Raw genomic sequence first — 14,304 nt, 5'->3', positions numbered from 1 at the left:
GGCAGTGATTTACCTGTGGGGGGCTTGCCCGCGAGGAAGCCGGCACAGTCTTAGCTGTCGTACCCGAGGTTCGGTGCCAGCCAGCGCTCGCTTACGCTCACATCCTGCCCTTTGCGCGCGCTGTAGCGCTCGATCTGGTCCTTGTCGACCTTGCCAACGGCAAAGTACTGCGCCTGCGGGTGGGCAAAGTACCAGCCACTCACCGCCGCCGCCGGGAACATGGCAAAGTGCTCGGTAAGGAACACACCGCTCGGCCCGGTTTCGCCGATGGCCGTGCCGTCGAGCAGGCGGAACAGGGTTTCTTTTTCGGTGTGGTCGGGGCAGGCCGGGTAGCCCGGGGCCGGGCGGATGCCGCGGTACTGCTCCTTGATCAGCGCTTCGTTGTCCAGGTGTTCGTCGCGGGCATAGCCCCAGTGCTCTTTACGCACCTGCTCGTGCAGCCACTCGGCGCAGGCTTCGGCCAGGCGGTCGGCCAGGGCCTTGACCATGATCGAGCTGTAGTCGTCGCCTTTGTCCTGGTAAGCCTTGGCCACTTCCTCTGCACCAATGCCGGCAGTGGTGATGAACCCCCCCACATAGTCGGTGACGCCGCTGGTTTTTGGCGCGACAAAGTCAGCCAGCGACCAGTTGGGTTTGCCGTCGGGCTTGATGGTCTGCTGGCGCAGGTGGTGCAGCGTGGCCAGCGCCTGGCCGTCCTCGCCGTACACCTCGATGTCGTCATCGGCCACCTGGTTGGCCGGCCAGAAGCCGAACACCGCGCGGGCGCTGATCAGCTGCTCGTCGATCAGCTTGTCGAGCATCTCGCGGGCATCCTTGTACAGCGCGGTGGCAGCCTCACCGACCACCTCGTCGGTGAGAATGCGCGGGAACTTGCCAGCCAGGTCCCAGGAAATGAAGAACGGGGTCCAGTCGATGTATTCGGCCAGGGTGCGCAGGTCGATGTCTTCCAGTACCTTGACGCCGGTGAAGGAGGGCACTGCTGGCTGGTAACCGGCCCAGTCGTACTTCGGCTTGGCGGCGATGGCCTGGGCGTAGCTCAGGCGCTCGGTACGGGCGCTGCGGTTGGCGGTGCGCTCGCGCACATCCACGTATTCCAGGCGGGTTTTCTCGACGAAGCCCGGCTTGAGCTCTTTGGACAGCAACTGGGTGGCCACGCCGACCGCCCGCGAGGCATCGGTGACGTAGATGACGGCGTCGTTGCTGTACTTGGGTTCGATCTTGACTGCGGTGTGCGCCTTGGACGTGGTGGCGCCGCCGATCATCAGGGGCAGTTCGAAGCCCTGGCGCTGCATTTCGCGGGCAACGTGGACCATCTCGTCAAGCGACGGGGTAATAAGGCCGGACAGACCGATGATGTCGCATTTTTCGTCGCGGGCGGTTTGCAGGATTTTCTCGGCCGGCACCATCACGCCGAGGTCGACGATGTCATAGCCGTTGCAGCCCAACACCACGCCGACGATGTTCTTGCCAATGTCGTGCACGTCACCTTTTACCGTGGCCATCAGGATCTTGCCCTTGGCTTCTGGCTTGTCACCTTTTTCGGCTTCGATGAACGGGATAAGGTGCGCCACCGCCTGCTTCATCACGCGGGCCGACTTGACCACCTGGGGCAGGAACATCTTGCCTGCACCGAACAGGTCGCCAACCACGTTCATGCCACTCATCAGCGGGCCTTCGATGACCTCGATGGGGCGTGCGCATTGCTGGCGGCACTCCTCGGTGTCCTCGACGATGTGCGCGGTGATGCCTTTGACCAGTGCGTGCTCCAGGCGCTTGCCGACCGGCAGCGAACGCCAGGCTTCGTTTTCGACTTCCTTGGTGGCGCCGCCGCCTTTGTAGTCGTCGGCAATGGCCAGCAGGGCATCGGTACCTTCCGGCGTGCGGTTGAGCACCACGTCCTCGACCTTTTCACGCAGCTCGGCCGGGATCTCGTCGTAGATCTCCAGCTGGCCGGCGTTGACGATACCCATGGTCAGGCCGTTGCGGATGGCGTGGAACAGGAACACCGAGTGGATCGCCTCGCGCACCGGGTTGTTGCCACGGAACGAGAACGACACGTTGGACACACCGCCCGAGCTCAGCGCATGGGGCAGGTGGTCACGGATATAGGCACAGGCCTCGATGAAGTCGACGGCGTAGTTGTTGTGCTCTTCGATACCCGTGGCAACGGCGAAGATGTTCGGGTCGAAGATGATGTCTTCGGGCGGGAAGCCCACTTCGTTGACCAGAATGTCGTAGCTGCGCTTGCAGATTTCCTTCTTGCGCGCGGCGGTGTCGGCCTGGCCGACTTCGTCGAAGGCCATGACCACCACGGCGGCACCGTAGCGCTTGCACAGGCGGGCATGGTGCTTGAACTGCTCGACGCCTTCTTTCATGGAAATGGAGTTGACGATGCCTTTGCCCTGAATGCACTTCAGGCCGGCTTCGATCACTTCCCACTTGGAGGAGTCGATCATGATCGGCACGCGGGAAATGTCCGGCTCGCCAGCGATCATGTTGAGGAAACGGACCATGGCCGCCTGGGAATCGAGCATCCCTTCGTCCATGTTGATGTCGATCACCTGGGCGCCGGCCTCGACCTGCTGCAGGGCGACTTCCAGGGCTTCGGTGTAGTTTTCTTCACGGATCAGCCGGGCGAATTTGGCCGAACCGGTGATGTTGGTGCGCTCGCCGACGTTGACGAACAGCGACTGGCGATCAATGGTGAACGGTTCCAGGCCGGACAGGCGACAGGCCTTGGCAATCTCCGGGATCTCGCGTGGCTTGTATTTGGCCACGGCCTCGGCAATGGCCTGGATGTGGCCCGGGGTGGTACCGCAGCAACCCCCGATGATGTTGAGGAAGCCGCTGGCTGCGAACTCTTCGACCACCGCAGCCATTTCGGCCGGGGTTTCGTCGTACTCGCCGAAGGCGTTCGGCAGGCCGGCGTTGGGGTGGGCGGAAACGTGGGTGTCGGCTTTGGTCGACAACTCTTCCAGGTAAGGGCGCAGGTCTTTGGCGCCGAGGGCGCAGTTCAGGCCCACGGAAATCGGCTTGGCGTGGCGCACCGAGTTCCAGAACGCTTCGGTGGTCTGGCCCGACAGGGTGCGGCCAGAGGCGTCGGTGATGGTGCCGGAGATCATGATCGGCAGTTCGATAGCGTCGTCTTCAAACACCTGCTGCACGGCAAAAATGGCCGCCTTGGCGTTGAGGGTGTCGAAAATGGTTTCGATCAGGATCAGGTCCGCGCCGCCCTCGATCAGGCCACGGGTGGCCTCGATGTAGTTCTCTACCAGCTCATCGAACGTGACGTTGCGGTAGCCGGGGTCGTTGACGTCCGGGGAAATCGAGCAGGTGCGGCTGGTAGGGCCCAGTACACCTGCGACGAAGCGCGGCTTGTCGGGCGTTTCCAGGGTCTTGGCATCGGCTACCTGGCGGGCAATGCGCGCGCCTTGCACGTTCAGCTCATAGACCAGCGACTCCATGCCGTAGTCGGCCTGGGAAATCTGCGTGGCATTGAAGGTGTTGGTTTCTAGAATATCCGCACCGGCATCGAGGTAGGCTTTCTCGATGGCGGCGATCACGTCCGGGCGGCTGAGCAGCAACAGGTCGTTGTTACCCTTTACATCGCTTGGCCAATCGGCGAAGCGCGTGCCACGATAGTCGTGTTCCTCGAGACGGTAGCTTTGGATCATAGTACCCATGCCGCCGTCGAGGATCAGGATGCGCTCTTTGAGGGCGTTCTGGAGTGCTTGGAGACGAGCGCTGCGGTCGGACATAGGAACTACCTGGTCGGGCAAATATCAGAAGGTGCAGAATCATATCAAAGTTGCGCGGTTTTTAGGCGCACCGCCCATTTGCATGAAAACTGCTCATGTTGCTGGCGCGATTAACAGCACCCAAAGACGACCAGGCAACAACAGTGACAGCTTTCAGGACCCAGGACTTTTCGCACATGGTGCATCGTATTCTTGCCGGCGCCTTCGCTCTGCTCATCAGCAGCGTGGTGTTCGGGCAAGCCCCCCAGTCGAGCCCGGCCATTTCCTATACCCGGGACATTCAGCCGATCTTCACCGAGAAATGCGTGGCCTGCCACGCCTGCAACGACGCCGCCTGCCAGCTGAAGCTGGAAAGCCCGGAAGGCGCGGTACGCGGTGCCAGCAAGGTCCCGGTTTACGAGGGCGACCGCAGCAAGGCGGTGCCTACCACGCGGCTGTTCTACGACGCCCATAGCGAGGAGCAATGGCGCAAGAAAGGCTTTTACTCGGTGCTCGACAACCAGGGCAGCCAGGCCGCGCTGATGGCGCGCATGCTGGAGCTGGGGCACAAGACCCCACTCACGCCCAATGCCAAACTGCCCGAGGACATTGTGCTGGGCCTGAGCCGCAACAACATGTGCCCGTTGCCCCATGAGTTCGACGCCTATGCCGGTGCCCATCCCAAGGAGGGCATGCCCTTGGCCGTTACCGGGCTGACCGACAAGGAATACGACACCATGCGCCGCTGGCTGGCGGCCGGGGCGCCTGTTGAGTATCAACCGATCAAGCCAAGCGAAACCGAAGCCAGGCAGATCGCCGAGTGGGAAGAACTGCTCAACCGCCCGGGTTCCACCGAGGCCCTGGTCGGCCGCTGGCTTTACGAGCACCTGTTCCTGGCGCACATCTACTTTGTGGGCGGCGAGCAGGGCCACTTCTTCCAGTGGGTACGCTCACGTACCCCCAGCGGCCAGCCGGCCGACATCATTGCCACGCGTCGCCCCAACGACCCACCCGGCACCGACTTCTATTACCGCCTGATCCCGGTGCAGGGCGTGATCGTGCACAAGACGCACATCACCTACCCGATGGGGCCGCAGAAGCTCAAGCGGGTGAAGCAGCTGTTCTACGCCGGTGACTGGCATGCTACCGCGCTGCCAGGCTACGGCCCGCGTCACCGCGCCAACCCGTTTGAAACGTTCGAGGCAATCCCGGCAGTGGCGCGCTACCAGTTCATGCTGGATAACGCCGAGTACTTCGTGCGTACGTTCATCCGTGGCCCGGTGTGCCGCGGGCAGATTGCTACCGACGTGATCCGCGACAACTTCTGGGCACTGTTCCAGGAGCCCGCCTTCGACCGCTACATCACGGATGCCAAGTACCGTGGCGAGGCCACCCCGCTGCTGGCCATGCCTGGGCAGATCGATGATGTGGGCAGCGTGCTGAGCCTGTGGCACGCCTACCGCGACAAGCGCAACGAGTACGAAAAGCTGCGTCGCGACGCCTATGCCGACATGCCGGCGCCAGGGTGGTCGACGCTGTGGGCCGGTAACGACAACGCGCTGCTGAGCATCTTCCGCCACTTCGACAGTGCCTCGGTGACCAAGGGCCTGATCGGTGATGTGCCGCTGACCATGTGGTTGTTCGACTACCCGCTGTTCGAGCGCACCTACTACCAGCTGGCGGTCAACTTCGATGTGTACGGCAATGTTTCGCACCAGTTGCAGACGCGCCTTTATTTTGACTTGATCCGCAATGGCGCCGAAGTCAACTTCTTGCGCCTGATGCCGGCCGAAAAGCGCAAGGACATCCTCGGCGACTGGTACCAGAACAGCGGCAAGGTGAAGATGTGGATGGATTATGAAGACATCGATACCGACACGCCCAGTGGCATCTCGCTGGACGCGCGTAACCCCAAGCGCGATTTTGGCCTGAAACTGCTGCAGCGCACCGGCAGCCTGAATGCTGCGCCCGACCCGATAAACCGCTGCCAGGGCGCCTTCTGCTCACGGCCGCAGGTGAGCGAAGAGTTCCGCAATGCCGAGCAGTCGCTCAGCCGCCTTGTGTCGCGCCCGGCTGCGGGGCTGAAGGTGATCAACCAGTTGCCCGAAGCGACCATGCTGCGCATCGAAGGGCAGGGCGGCCAGCGCCAGGTGTACAGCCTGCTGCGCAACCGCGCGCACAGCAACGTGGCGTTCCTGCTGGGTGAGGCGTACCGCTACCAGCCCGGGTTGGATACCCTGACCCTGTACCCGGGCGTGCTCAGCAGCTATCCCAACTTCATCTTCAACGTGCCGACCAAGGATGTGGCGGAGTTTGTCGAGGACCTGGAATATGCGAAAGACGATGCAGCCAGGTTCGAGCGCATCGTCATGCGCTGGGGAGTGCGCCGCAGTCACCCTGAGTTCTGGCGCTACTTCCATGACCTGAACAGCTTCATCAAGGAGACCACGCCGGTCGAGGCGGGTGTGCTGGACATGAACCGCTATGAGAACCTCTGATCGGGTAGGCTGACCTTTCCGAGTACCCTGCGGTCGGAAATGGTGGGTGGTCCGGGGGCTGCTATGCAGCCCAATCGCCGGCAAGCCAGCTCCCACAGGCCTGCGTAGTGCTCAGGCGTGCGCGGTTTTTGTGGGAGCTGGCGTGCCGGCGATGGAGCGCAAAGCGCTCCCGAAGGCCTCAATACACCGGCAAGCGCAGGGTATTTCATGCTGTATTCGCTTCAGGCACTGCGGGCGTTCGCCGCCTGGGTGGTGGTCTGCCACCATTTCATGCAGATCTTCTTCGACTTCCACGCCACCGGCCCCATCGGCCAACTGCTCACCGACCGTGGCGCCGTGGGGGTCGACATCTTCTTCGTCATCAGCGGGCTGGTCATCTACCTGTCGACCCGCGACAAAACCATCGAACCGCGCCAGTTCCTGCTCAATCGGGTGCTGCGTATTGTTCCTGCCTACTGGTTCTACACCGCATTGATGGCCGCGTTGCTGCTGGCCTTCAGCCAATGGATGCCGCATCAGGAATTCGCCTGGCATCACCTGCTCTTGTCAATGTTGTTCATCCCGGCGGAGAACCCCGGAGGCTATGGCCTGTACCCGACCCTGAACGTGGGCTGGACGCTGAACTTCGAGATGTTTTTCTACCTGCTTTTCGGCCTGGCCTTCCTGGTACGCCAACGGCATCACTTGCTGTTGGTTACCGTTGCTCTGCTACTGGTCAGCGAGGTACTGGGGCGCATGGGTGTGGTCAGCCGCTTCTACAACAACGACATCATCTACGAGTTCCTGCTCGGCATCGGTGTGGGCGTGCTGTACCGTCGCGGGATGATCCGCCAGGGCAGGTGGTTGCCGCTGGCTTTGCTGGGCGTGGCCAGCCTGGCGATCTACCACCTGGACGCTTCCCAGCGCTTGCTGCATTGGGGGGTGCCAAGTGCGATGATCGTGCTGGCCTTTGTGGCCCTGGAGCCACTGTTCCAAGGCAATCGGCTGCTCAAGGCCCTTGGCGATTGTTCGTACTCGGTGTACCTGATTCATGTCCTGGTGCTGTATGCCGGCTGGTTCGCCAGCCAGCGCCTGCATCTGAACCCGTATCTGGTATTTGCCCTGTGCGTGCCGTCCATTGGACTAATGTCGTGGTTCAGCTACCGGTGGCTGGAGCGCGGCCTGTACCGGCGCATGCAGGCCTGGCTGGCGGCGCCACGGGGGCCATCCCGTGAATATGCGCTTTCCCGAGTCAATTACTAGGACTTTGTTCAAGGGCCGGGTTGGCGTACACTTGGCCGCAAGTCTGTGAGGAACCTACATGAGCGCTATAACCATTACCGACGCCGCCCATGATTACCTGGCCGATCTGCTTTCCAAGCAGAATACGCCTGGCATCGGCATTCGCATTTTTATCACCCAGCCTGGCACCCAGTACGCAGAGACGTGCATTGCCTACTGCAAGCCGGGCGAAGAGAAGCCTGACGACACCGCCGTGGGTCTGAAGAGCTTCACCGCTTACCTGGACGCAGTCAGCGTGCCGTTCCTGGAAGACGCACTGGTCGACTACGCCACCGACCGCATGGGTGGCCAGCTGACCATCAAGGCGCCTAACGCCAAGGTGCCGATGGTCAACGAAGACAGCCCGATCAACGAGCGTATCAACTATTACCTGCAGACCGAGATCAACCCCGGGCTGGCCAGCCACGGTGGTCAGGTCAGTTTGGTGGATGTGGTCGACGATGGCATTGCCGTGCTGCAGTTCGGTGGCGGCTGCCAGGGTTGTGGCCAGGCAGATGTCACCCTGAAGGAAGGCATCGAGCGCACCCTGCTCGAGCGTATTCCGGAGCTCAAGGGCGTGCGTGACGTGACTGACCACACCCAGAAAGAGAACGCCTACTACTGACGTCGACGCGCTCCTGTAGGGTTCGCGTAAATGCGGCTCTCTTAGCAACAAACTGTTACGGTTTCAACCCCTGCGACAACAGGCCGCAGCCCGGTTTCAAAGGGCTGCAGGCCATCCCCGCCTTCGTCGGGTAGAACCCCTTGGGGTGTCATGCCAGAATGCCCCGGTTTTTCAGCCGGCCCGTCCCTAGGGTCGGCACCTTCCCTGTAAAGGATGGTTTCATGAATGATCTATACACCCGGCGCGCCGTTGTCGCCGGGATGGGCGTTCTCGGGCTTGGCCTGCTGGCAGGCTGCAGCCCGGCCCGGGGGCTCGAGTTCAAGTACGGCAAGAACATGAGCAACGAAATCCTGGGGCGCAAGTTCAGCCTCAAAGACCCGCAAGGTAACGTACGCACCCTGTCGAGCTTCTACGGCAGCATGCCGATGATCTTCTTCGGGTTCACCCAATGCCCGGCGGTTTGCCCGACCACCCTGGCGCGCGCGGCACAAATCCGCAAGCTGCTCAGAGGCCGCGACCGCGACCTGTTCCAGGTAGTGTTCATCACCCTGGACCCGGAGCGCGACACCCCCGAGGTGCTCGATGCCTATGTCAAGGCCTTTGACCCCACGTTCACCGCGCTCACCGGCACCCCGGAAGAAATCGCCGCAGTGGCCAAGGAGTTCAAGGTGTTCTACGAGAAGGTCCCGGCCGGTGACACCTATACGATTTCTCACTCGTCCACCAGCTACGTCTACGATACGCGTGGCACCCTGCGCCTGAGCCTGGGCCATTCCCTGAATGCCAAGGAATGCGCCGAAGACCTGGTTACCCTGATGGAGATCTGCTGAATGTCGATGCAACCGATCAAACGCGGCCTGGCTGCCCTGGCACTGATGGGTCTGGCCCTGCCGGCCCTGGCCCAGACTACCGTGAGCGATGCCTGGGTCCGTGCCAGCGTGCCGCACCAGCAGTCCACCGGTGCCTTCATGACCCTGACCGCCAGCAGCGACAGCAAGCTGGTGAGCGTGGCTTCGCCCGTGGCCAAGACCGTGCAGGTGCACGAAATGACCATGAACGGCGACGTGATGGGCATGCGTGAGGTGAAGGCTGTCGAGTTGCCGGCCGGCAAGGCCGTGACCTTGGACCCCAATGGCCTGCATGTGATGCTGATGGGCCTGAACAATCAGGTGAAGGAAGGCCAGAAAGTGCCGCTGACCCTGACCATCGAGGATGCCAAAGGGGCCAAGGAAACCCTCGACGTGCAGGCCGAAGTGCGTCCGCTCAACGCCGAGGCCGGCGGTGGGCATGACCACATGCACATGAAGCACTGATAACGTTGAACGGGGCAGCCTGTGGGAGCGGGCTTGCCCCGCGAACACCGGCAAAGCCGGTGCCATTCACCGCGTTGTCTCCTTCGCGGGGCAAGCTCGCTCCCACGGCGGCCCCTGGTTCAATCAGCTGCGAAACTTGGGCAGCGGCCTGTCGAGCGTCAGCGAGGTCAGGGTCTTTCGAACCTGGGCCTCATCGGCCTCCAGTGCCTTCAGGCTGGCGCGGATCTTGCCGGCGGCGGGCACATCGCCCTGCCGGTCGATCCAGTCGGCAATCTCCTTGCAGGCGCTGTTCAGGCAGGCTTGGCGCTGGTTCATCAGCGACAGAAGGGTGGTGAGCTCTCTTTCGGACATGGCAGGATCCTCCATTCAGCCTTGTCAGTGTAGCAGAGGGTTGGCGGGGCTCCTGCTGCCTCTGGAGGACATGCCGAAAACGCGGAAAAATGGCCGCTCCGTTGCCCAAGTAACATCGAGTTACTATTTTGGGCGGATAAACGCAATGTTTAAACCGTTGCCACCACTCCGCATGCGGTACCAACCTGCACTGCTTGATCAGGTGTGCTGAATAGTTCTGCGATGCAGTTTTGCAAGGGGTAGGCCTGCTTTCGGCATTCATTAATGGGTGTAGGAATATTCCAAGCCTGAATTTTCCTGCGCTGGCCGTGCCGCAATGGTTACAACTTTAGCGTTGAGCCCGGTGTTGAATGAACTCTAAATTCAGCCGACCTAAACCGCTGGCTCAGGAATACAGCCATGATGCAGGCGGTGAGTCGTAACTCCGGAACACGTTCTCTGGCGGTGGGCTATTGCTTTTCCAAATGTGGTGAGTTTGCGTTCGAAGCTGCGTTTGCTGTGGCAATCGTGTCCATGACCGAGGCGGATCTGCTTTTGATTGGCATCGCCTATTTCTTCCGCTACTTGCCGAGCATGGTGTGTTCACCCTTGGGCGGTTGGCTGGCAGATAGCGCCGACAAGAAACGAATACTTTTGGCGGTAGAGGCGGCCAAAGGCCTGCTGGCACTTGCCTTCTTTACCTTGTTCAGCTTGTCCTCACCCGTGTTACCGGTCCTGGTCGGCCTTGCGATGCTGATGACAGCGCTCGAATGCTTTTATGTGCCTGCGTTTCGCGCGTACTTTCCCGAGCTTGTCGCAAAGCAACAGCTGGCCTCGGTCAACAGCGGTATTCAGGTGATCGAGGATGCTGCCTCGATTATCGGGCCTCTGGTGTTTTCGGCATGTGTGTTACTGCTGTCTCGCGAAGCAACCTTCCTGTTCTTTGCGGCGTGCCTGGTGTTGTCGGCCATTTCCATCGCTACCCTTGGGCCTGCCAGGCAGGGCGTCCGGCAGGTATTCGATGGGCGCGCCATTGTCCGGGATGCGGCGCGCAGTGTAAGTCAGCTCAGGGTCAGCAATGCGCCTTTGTTTGCTGTTATTGGCTGCACCACGCTCTGTGCGATGTTCGCCACGTCGGTGATTCGCTTCATTCTTCCTGCGTCAGTGCTGGAACACTTCGCCTCTGAAGCGGCGGTGGGTTACGTATTTTCACTGCTTGCTGCAGGCACCGTATTGGGTGGCATGCTCTACACACGCTTCAACCCGCGCACAACCGCACGACTGGTGGTGCGTTACTGGGTGCTGTACGGCGCACTGTTTTTTGCTGCAGCCGTGGCACTGCAATTCAACAGCTGGCTGTTTCTGCTGTTCTTGTTCATGGTCGGCTTCATGGGGGCATTTGTCGACATCGCGATCGTGACCAACATCCAGTGCTTGTCGAACGAGCAGGAAGTTGGCAGAAATTTTTCCCTCTATTACTTCACAGCTGTCATTGGTGACGCCGCTTCAGGGCTGGTTGCCAGCCTGGTCTTTGTGCTTGCGGGGCCGGCCACCTTGATCTGGATGACGCTCATGCTGTTCATCGCGCCAGTGCGCTGGAACCTGAAAGCACATTCCCTTGATGGCGACCATCGTGAATAGCCCGACGCGCGATGTTGGCGCATGGGGCAAGCTTGAGTTGCAGGGCGTCAGGCGGGTAATGCCGAGTGAGCGCATGCCTGCCGATACGCCCCTGGTGTCACCCCGTAGGCCTGCTTGAACTGCCGGCTCAAATGGCTCTGGTCGGCAAAGCCAAGGTCGAACGCCACCTCCGAAGCGGCCAGGCCGCTCTTCAGCATTTCCCGGGCGCGGACCAGGCGCCGCTGCTTCAGCCAGGCGTGCGGCGGCTGGCCGGTGGCCTGGCGAAACACCCGGGCGAAGTGGAAGGGCGACAGGTTGACGGCTGCCGCCAGCGCTTCGAGCGAGGGCGGGTCGGCCAATTGGCTTTCCAGCAGTTCGCGGGCGCGGGCCACGGCCAGGGGTTCGTGGCCGGGGGCCGAGGGTTCGGCGCATTGCCCGTGCCGCTGCACCAGGGCCAGTACCGCCTGGCGCCAGGCGGTCTGTTGCTGCAGGGCGCTGGCGCCGTTTTCGGACAACTGATGGAGTTGGCTGAAGGCGATGGCCAGGGCCGGGTCGTGGATCACGCTGTCCTTGAAGCTGGGCATGCCGTGGCGGCCCAGTTCCAGTTCGTCCAGTACACCGGTGACCCGCTCGTGCTCGGGGTAGAAGCCGCGATAACGCCAGCCCGCCTCATGGGCGGTGGCGCCGGTATGCAGCTCGTCGGGGTTGATCAGCACCATGCTGCCGACCGGCGCCAGGTGCTCACTGCCCCGGTGCCAGAAGCGCTGGGCGCCGGATTCGATCACGGTGAATACATAGCCTTCATGCACATGCGGGGCGAACCGCTGCTGGACGTAGCGCGCGTGCAGCATCTCGACGTCGCCCAGGGCCGGCGCTTGCCAGAGGTGTGTCTGTTCGCGCAGGGGCGGGTTCATGCCAGCCAGCTGCGTAGAAGGAAGAAGATCAACATGCTCACCAGCATGCTCAGCAACACGCTGCGGGTCAACAGTACCAGGGCGATGGCCACCAGAGAACCCAGCAGGTAGGGGTTGAGCAGGCTCAGGTTGAGCTGGTGGTCGGGCATGAAGATGATCGGGCCGCAGATGGCAGTGAGCATGCCCGGCACGGCAAAGCCGAGGAACTGCCGGGCGTTGGAGCTCAGCCGCAAGGGGAGCCGTGGCTCCAGGAACGCGTAGCGGTTGAGGAACACAATGGCGCCCATGGCGAAAATCAGGATCCAGGTCATGCTCGGGCTCCGGCAAATTTCTGGCAGATGAACCCGGCGCTCATGCCCAGCAGGCCTGCGACCACCAGGGCGGTTTCCCAATGCCAGTGGCTGAACAGGACCGAGCAGAACAGCGACACGGCGACGCACACCACGGTCGGCAGGTTGCGCACCAGCGGTGCAATCAGGGCGACGAAGGTGGCGACGATGGAAAAGTCCAGGCCGAGTTGGTCCAGGTGGGGAATGTTCTGGCCCAGCAGGATACCGGCCAGGGTGAACAGGTTCCAGGCGACGTAGAACGTCAGGCCTACCCCCAAGGCGTACCAGCGGTTGAATTGCTGCTGGTCGTACTGGCTGGTCAACGCGAAGAATTCGTCGGTCAGCAGAAAGCCCAGGCCCAACCGCCAGCGCAATGGCTGGCTGGACAGCACCGGGCGCATCGACAGGCCATACAGCAGGTGCTGTGAGGTCAGCAGCAGGGTGGTGAGCAGGATCGACGCCAGGTTGGCGCCGCCCTTGAGCATACCAATGGCGACCAATTGCGCGGCACCGGCGAAGACGATGGCCGATAGCCCTTGCCCCTGCCAGGCACTGAGGTTGGCCTCGATGGCCATGGAACCGGCCAGCAGGCCCCAGGGGGCGACGGCCAGGGACAGCGGCATGATGGCGATAGCGCCGTGGAGGAAGGCTTGGCGAGCGATGTGGGGCATGATGGCTGCAACGCGTGTACGAGGCAGATCAGCATGCCAGACGGGGCGGGGGATGGCTTGAACGATCTTGCTGATCGGGTTTGATTTCAAGGCAACCACAAGCCCTGTAGGAGCAGCCTTGTGCTGCGAAGAGGTCATTGCAGCCGAAAACAATCTTTAGCCTTACCGGCCTCTTCGCAGCACAAGGCTGCGCCTGCAGTGATCGCGCGGAATCCAAAGTTTGAGTGAGACAGTTGCCCAACAGGGACCGCGTCTGGCAGAGGATCACGGGCGGCTGGTCAGGTGCTGTTGCGCTGTCACGCAGCCGTTGATGTCCACGGCTTTCTGCAGCAGGCTCAGACGGTGCGGTGGGTCCAAGTCGCCGAGCAGGCGGTACACCTCGGCCTGGTAGTCGCGCTGCCGGCCCCAGAGCATTTCGAGACCTTGAGGCTGGCTGCGGCTGCAGGTCAGGCGGGTGGCCGGCTGCGGGTAGTAAGGGGCGTACACGGTGGCCATGCTGGGGATGGCTTCCAGCGCTGCACGGTACTCGCTGCTGGTGTTGTAGGGCCGGCACCAGGTAGCGATCGCTGGCGCGGGTGCAGCAAAACCCTGCTTGAGACTGGCTTCGAGCAACGGGCAGGCGGCATCCGGTATTTGCGTGGCGGGCAGATAAGTCATGTAGTACAGCGCCAGGCGGTACTGCGCAACCGGGTGGCCCAGCTCTACCGACTTTTTCAACAGGGCAACCGCTGTCGGCAGCGTGTGGGCCATGGCTTGGCCCTGGCGGCTGAGCTCGGGGTCGCTGCCCAGGGCGGTACGCAGGGTGCTGGTATCGTCGCCCTGACGATCGGCCTGCTCCAGCAGCGGCAAGGCCTGGCGGTAGAGCAGGTCGGCGTGAGGGTCGATGCTCACCTCCAGCGCGTGCGCAGCCAGCGGCATCAGGGCGACCAACAGCGGGGTCAGGCGTCGCGTGCGGCTCACAGGCAAGCCCCGTGGACGGCCAGGCAAGGAGGGGCGGCTTCGATGTT

The 14,304-nt window shown here is 62.1% G+C and carries 12 protein-coding genes; 6 read left to right on the top strand and 6 right to left on the bottom strand.

All coding sequences use genetic code 11. The features are described from left to right. Positions 1 to 50: 50 nt before the first annotated feature. The gene (gene metH / locus J3A71_RS19300; protein ID WP_016485951.1) at positions 51 to 3,758 is read right to left on the bottom strand and encodes a methionine synthase; all 3,708 of its coding nucleotides are present in this window, start codon (positions 3,756 to 3,758) and stop codon (positions 51 to 53) included. Positions 3,759 to 3,934: 176 nt separating this feature from the next. Between metH and J3A71_RS19295 the strand changes: the two genes are divergently transcribed. From J3A71_RS19295 to J3A71_RS19275, 5 genes are all read left to right on the top strand, one after another. Then, positions 3,935 to 6,235: a fatty acid cis/trans isomerase gene (locus tag J3A71_RS19295; RefSeq protein WP_016485952.1), complete on the top strand. Its 2,301-nt coding sequence runs from the start codon at positions 3,935 to 3,937 to the stop codon at positions 6,233 to 6,235. Between the two features lie 207 nt (positions 6,236 to 6,442). Further along, on the top strand, positions 6,443 to 7,477 hold the full coding sequence (locus J3A71_RS19290) for an acyltransferase (protein WP_016485953.1): 1,035 nt from the start codon (positions 6,443 to 6,445) through the stop codon (positions 7,475 to 7,477). A 58-nt stretch (positions 7,478 to 7,535) separates the two neighbouring features. Continuing rightward, positions 7,536 to 8,120 (top strand): Fe-S biogenesis protein NfuA, encoded by a 585-nt coding sequence (gene nfuA / locus J3A71_RS19285; protein WP_012271640.1) that lies wholly within the window; start codon positions 7,536 to 7,538, stop codon positions 8,118 to 8,120. Positions 8,121 to 8,341: 221 nt separating this feature from the next. Next, positions 8,342 to 8,950 carry an SCO family protein gene (locus J3A71_RS19280; RefSeq protein WP_016485954.1) on the top strand — a complete coding sequence of 203 codons (609 nt, stop codon included), beginning with the start codon at positions 8,342 to 8,344 and terminating at the stop codon, positions 8,948 to 8,950. Beyond that, on the top strand, positions 8,951 to 9,433 hold the full coding sequence (locus J3A71_RS19275) for a copper chaperone PCu(A)C (RefSeq protein WP_060518818.1): 483 nt from the start codon (positions 8,951 to 8,953) through the stop codon (positions 9,431 to 9,433). Between the two features lie 123 nt (positions 9,434 to 9,556). Here the strand turns inward: J3A71_RS19275 and J3A71_RS19270 are convergent, their stop codons facing one another. After that, positions 9,557 to 9,784, bottom strand: a complete 228-nt coding sequence (locus J3A71_RS19270; RefSeq protein WP_024717704.1) for a hypothetical protein — start codon at positions 9,782 to 9,784, stop codon at positions 9,557 to 9,559. Positions 9,785 to 10,186: 402 nt separating this feature from the next. Here J3A71_RS19270 and J3A71_RS19265 point away from each other — a divergent pair, with 402 nt between their 5' ends. Next, entirely contained in the window at positions 10,187 to 11,404 is a 1,218-nt protein-coding gene (locus J3A71_RS19265) for an MFS transporter (protein ID WP_096426949.1), read from the top strand. Between the two features lie 47 nt (positions 11,405 to 11,451). Here J3A71_RS19265 and J3A71_RS19260 read toward each other — a convergent pair whose 3' ends face one another. From J3A71_RS19260 to J3A71_RS19245, 4 genes are all read right to left on the bottom strand, one after another. After that, the gene (locus tag J3A71_RS19260) at positions 11,452 to 12,297 is read right to left on the bottom strand and encodes an AraC family transcriptional regulator (protein ID WP_102667690.1); all 846 of its coding nucleotides are present in this window, start codon (positions 12,295 to 12,297) and stop codon (positions 11,452 to 11,454) included. Then, positions 12,294 to 12,608 carry an AzlD domain-containing protein gene (locus tag J3A71_RS19255; protein WP_010953340.1) on the bottom strand — a complete coding sequence of 105 codons (315 nt, stop codon included), beginning with the start codon at positions 12,606 to 12,608 and terminating at the stop codon, positions 12,294 to 12,296. Before J3A71_RS19255 ends, J3A71_RS19260 begins: the two co-directional genes overlap by 4 nt. Further along, positions 12,605 to 13,297, bottom strand: a complete 693-nt coding sequence (locus J3A71_RS19250; RefSeq protein WP_024717703.1) for an AzlC family ABC transporter permease — start codon at positions 13,295 to 13,297, stop codon at positions 12,605 to 12,607. The genes J3A71_RS19255 and J3A71_RS19250 overlap by 4 nt, the downstream gene beginning before the upstream one ends. 264 nt (positions 13,298 to 13,561) lie before the next feature. Continuing rightward, positions 13,562 to 14,257: a sel1 repeat family protein gene (locus J3A71_RS19245; RefSeq protein ID WP_016485959.1), complete on the bottom strand. Its 696-nt coding sequence runs from the start codon at positions 14,255 to 14,257 to the stop codon at positions 13,562 to 13,564. Positions 14,258 to 14,304: the final 47 nt, after the last annotated feature.

Source organism: Pseudomonas sp. PvP089 (assembly GCF_017875165.1).
Classification (GTDB): Bacteria; Pseudomonadota; Gammaproteobacteria; order Pseudomonadales; family Pseudomonadaceae; genus Aquipseudomonas; species Aquipseudomonas fortuita.
This window is presented reverse-complemented; position numbering and strand designations above follow the sequence as displayed.

Coding starts and splice junctions, on each gene's coding strand:
- J3A71_RS19265 (WP_096426949.1), top strand. CDS start 10,187: ATGCAGGCGGTGAGTCGTAACTCCGGAACACGTTCTCTGGCGGTGGGC.
- J3A71_RS19290 (WP_016485953.1), top strand. CDS start 6,443: ATGCTGTATTCGCTTCAGGCACTGCGGGCGTTCGCCGCCTGGGTGGTG.
- J3A71_RS19255 (WP_010953340.1), bottom strand. CDS start 12,608: ATGACCTGGATCCTGATTTTCGCCATGGGCGCCATTGTGTTCCTCAAC.
- J3A71_RS19250 (WP_024717703.1), bottom strand. CDS start 13,297: ATGCCCCACATCGCTCGCCAAGCCTTCCTCCACGGCGCTATCGCCATC.
- J3A71_RS19270 (WP_024717704.1), bottom strand. CDS start 9,784: ATGTCCGAAAGAGAGCTCACCACCCTTCTGTCGCTGATGAACCAGCGC.
- J3A71_RS19295 (WP_016485952.1), top strand. CDS start 3,935: ATGGTGCATCGTATTCTTGCCGGCGCCTTCGCTCTGCTCATCAGCAGC.
- nfuA (WP_012271640.1), top strand. CDS start 7,536: ATGAGCGCTATAACCATTACCGACGCCGCCCATGATTACCTGGCCGAT.
- J3A71_RS19260 (WP_102667690.1), bottom strand. CDS start 12,297: ATGAACCCGCCCCTGCGCGAACAGACACACCTCTGGCAAGCGCCGGCC.
- J3A71_RS19280 (WP_016485954.1), top strand. CDS start 8,342: ATGAATGATCTATACACCCGGCGCGCCGTTGTCGCCGGGATGGGCGTT.
- metH (WP_016485951.1), bottom strand. CDS start 3,758: ATGTCCGACCGCAGCGCTCGTCTCCAAGCACTCCAGAACGCCCTCAAA.
- J3A71_RS19275 (WP_060518818.1), top strand. CDS start 8,951: ATGTCGATGCAACCGATCAAACGCGGCCTGGCTGCCCTGGCACTGATG.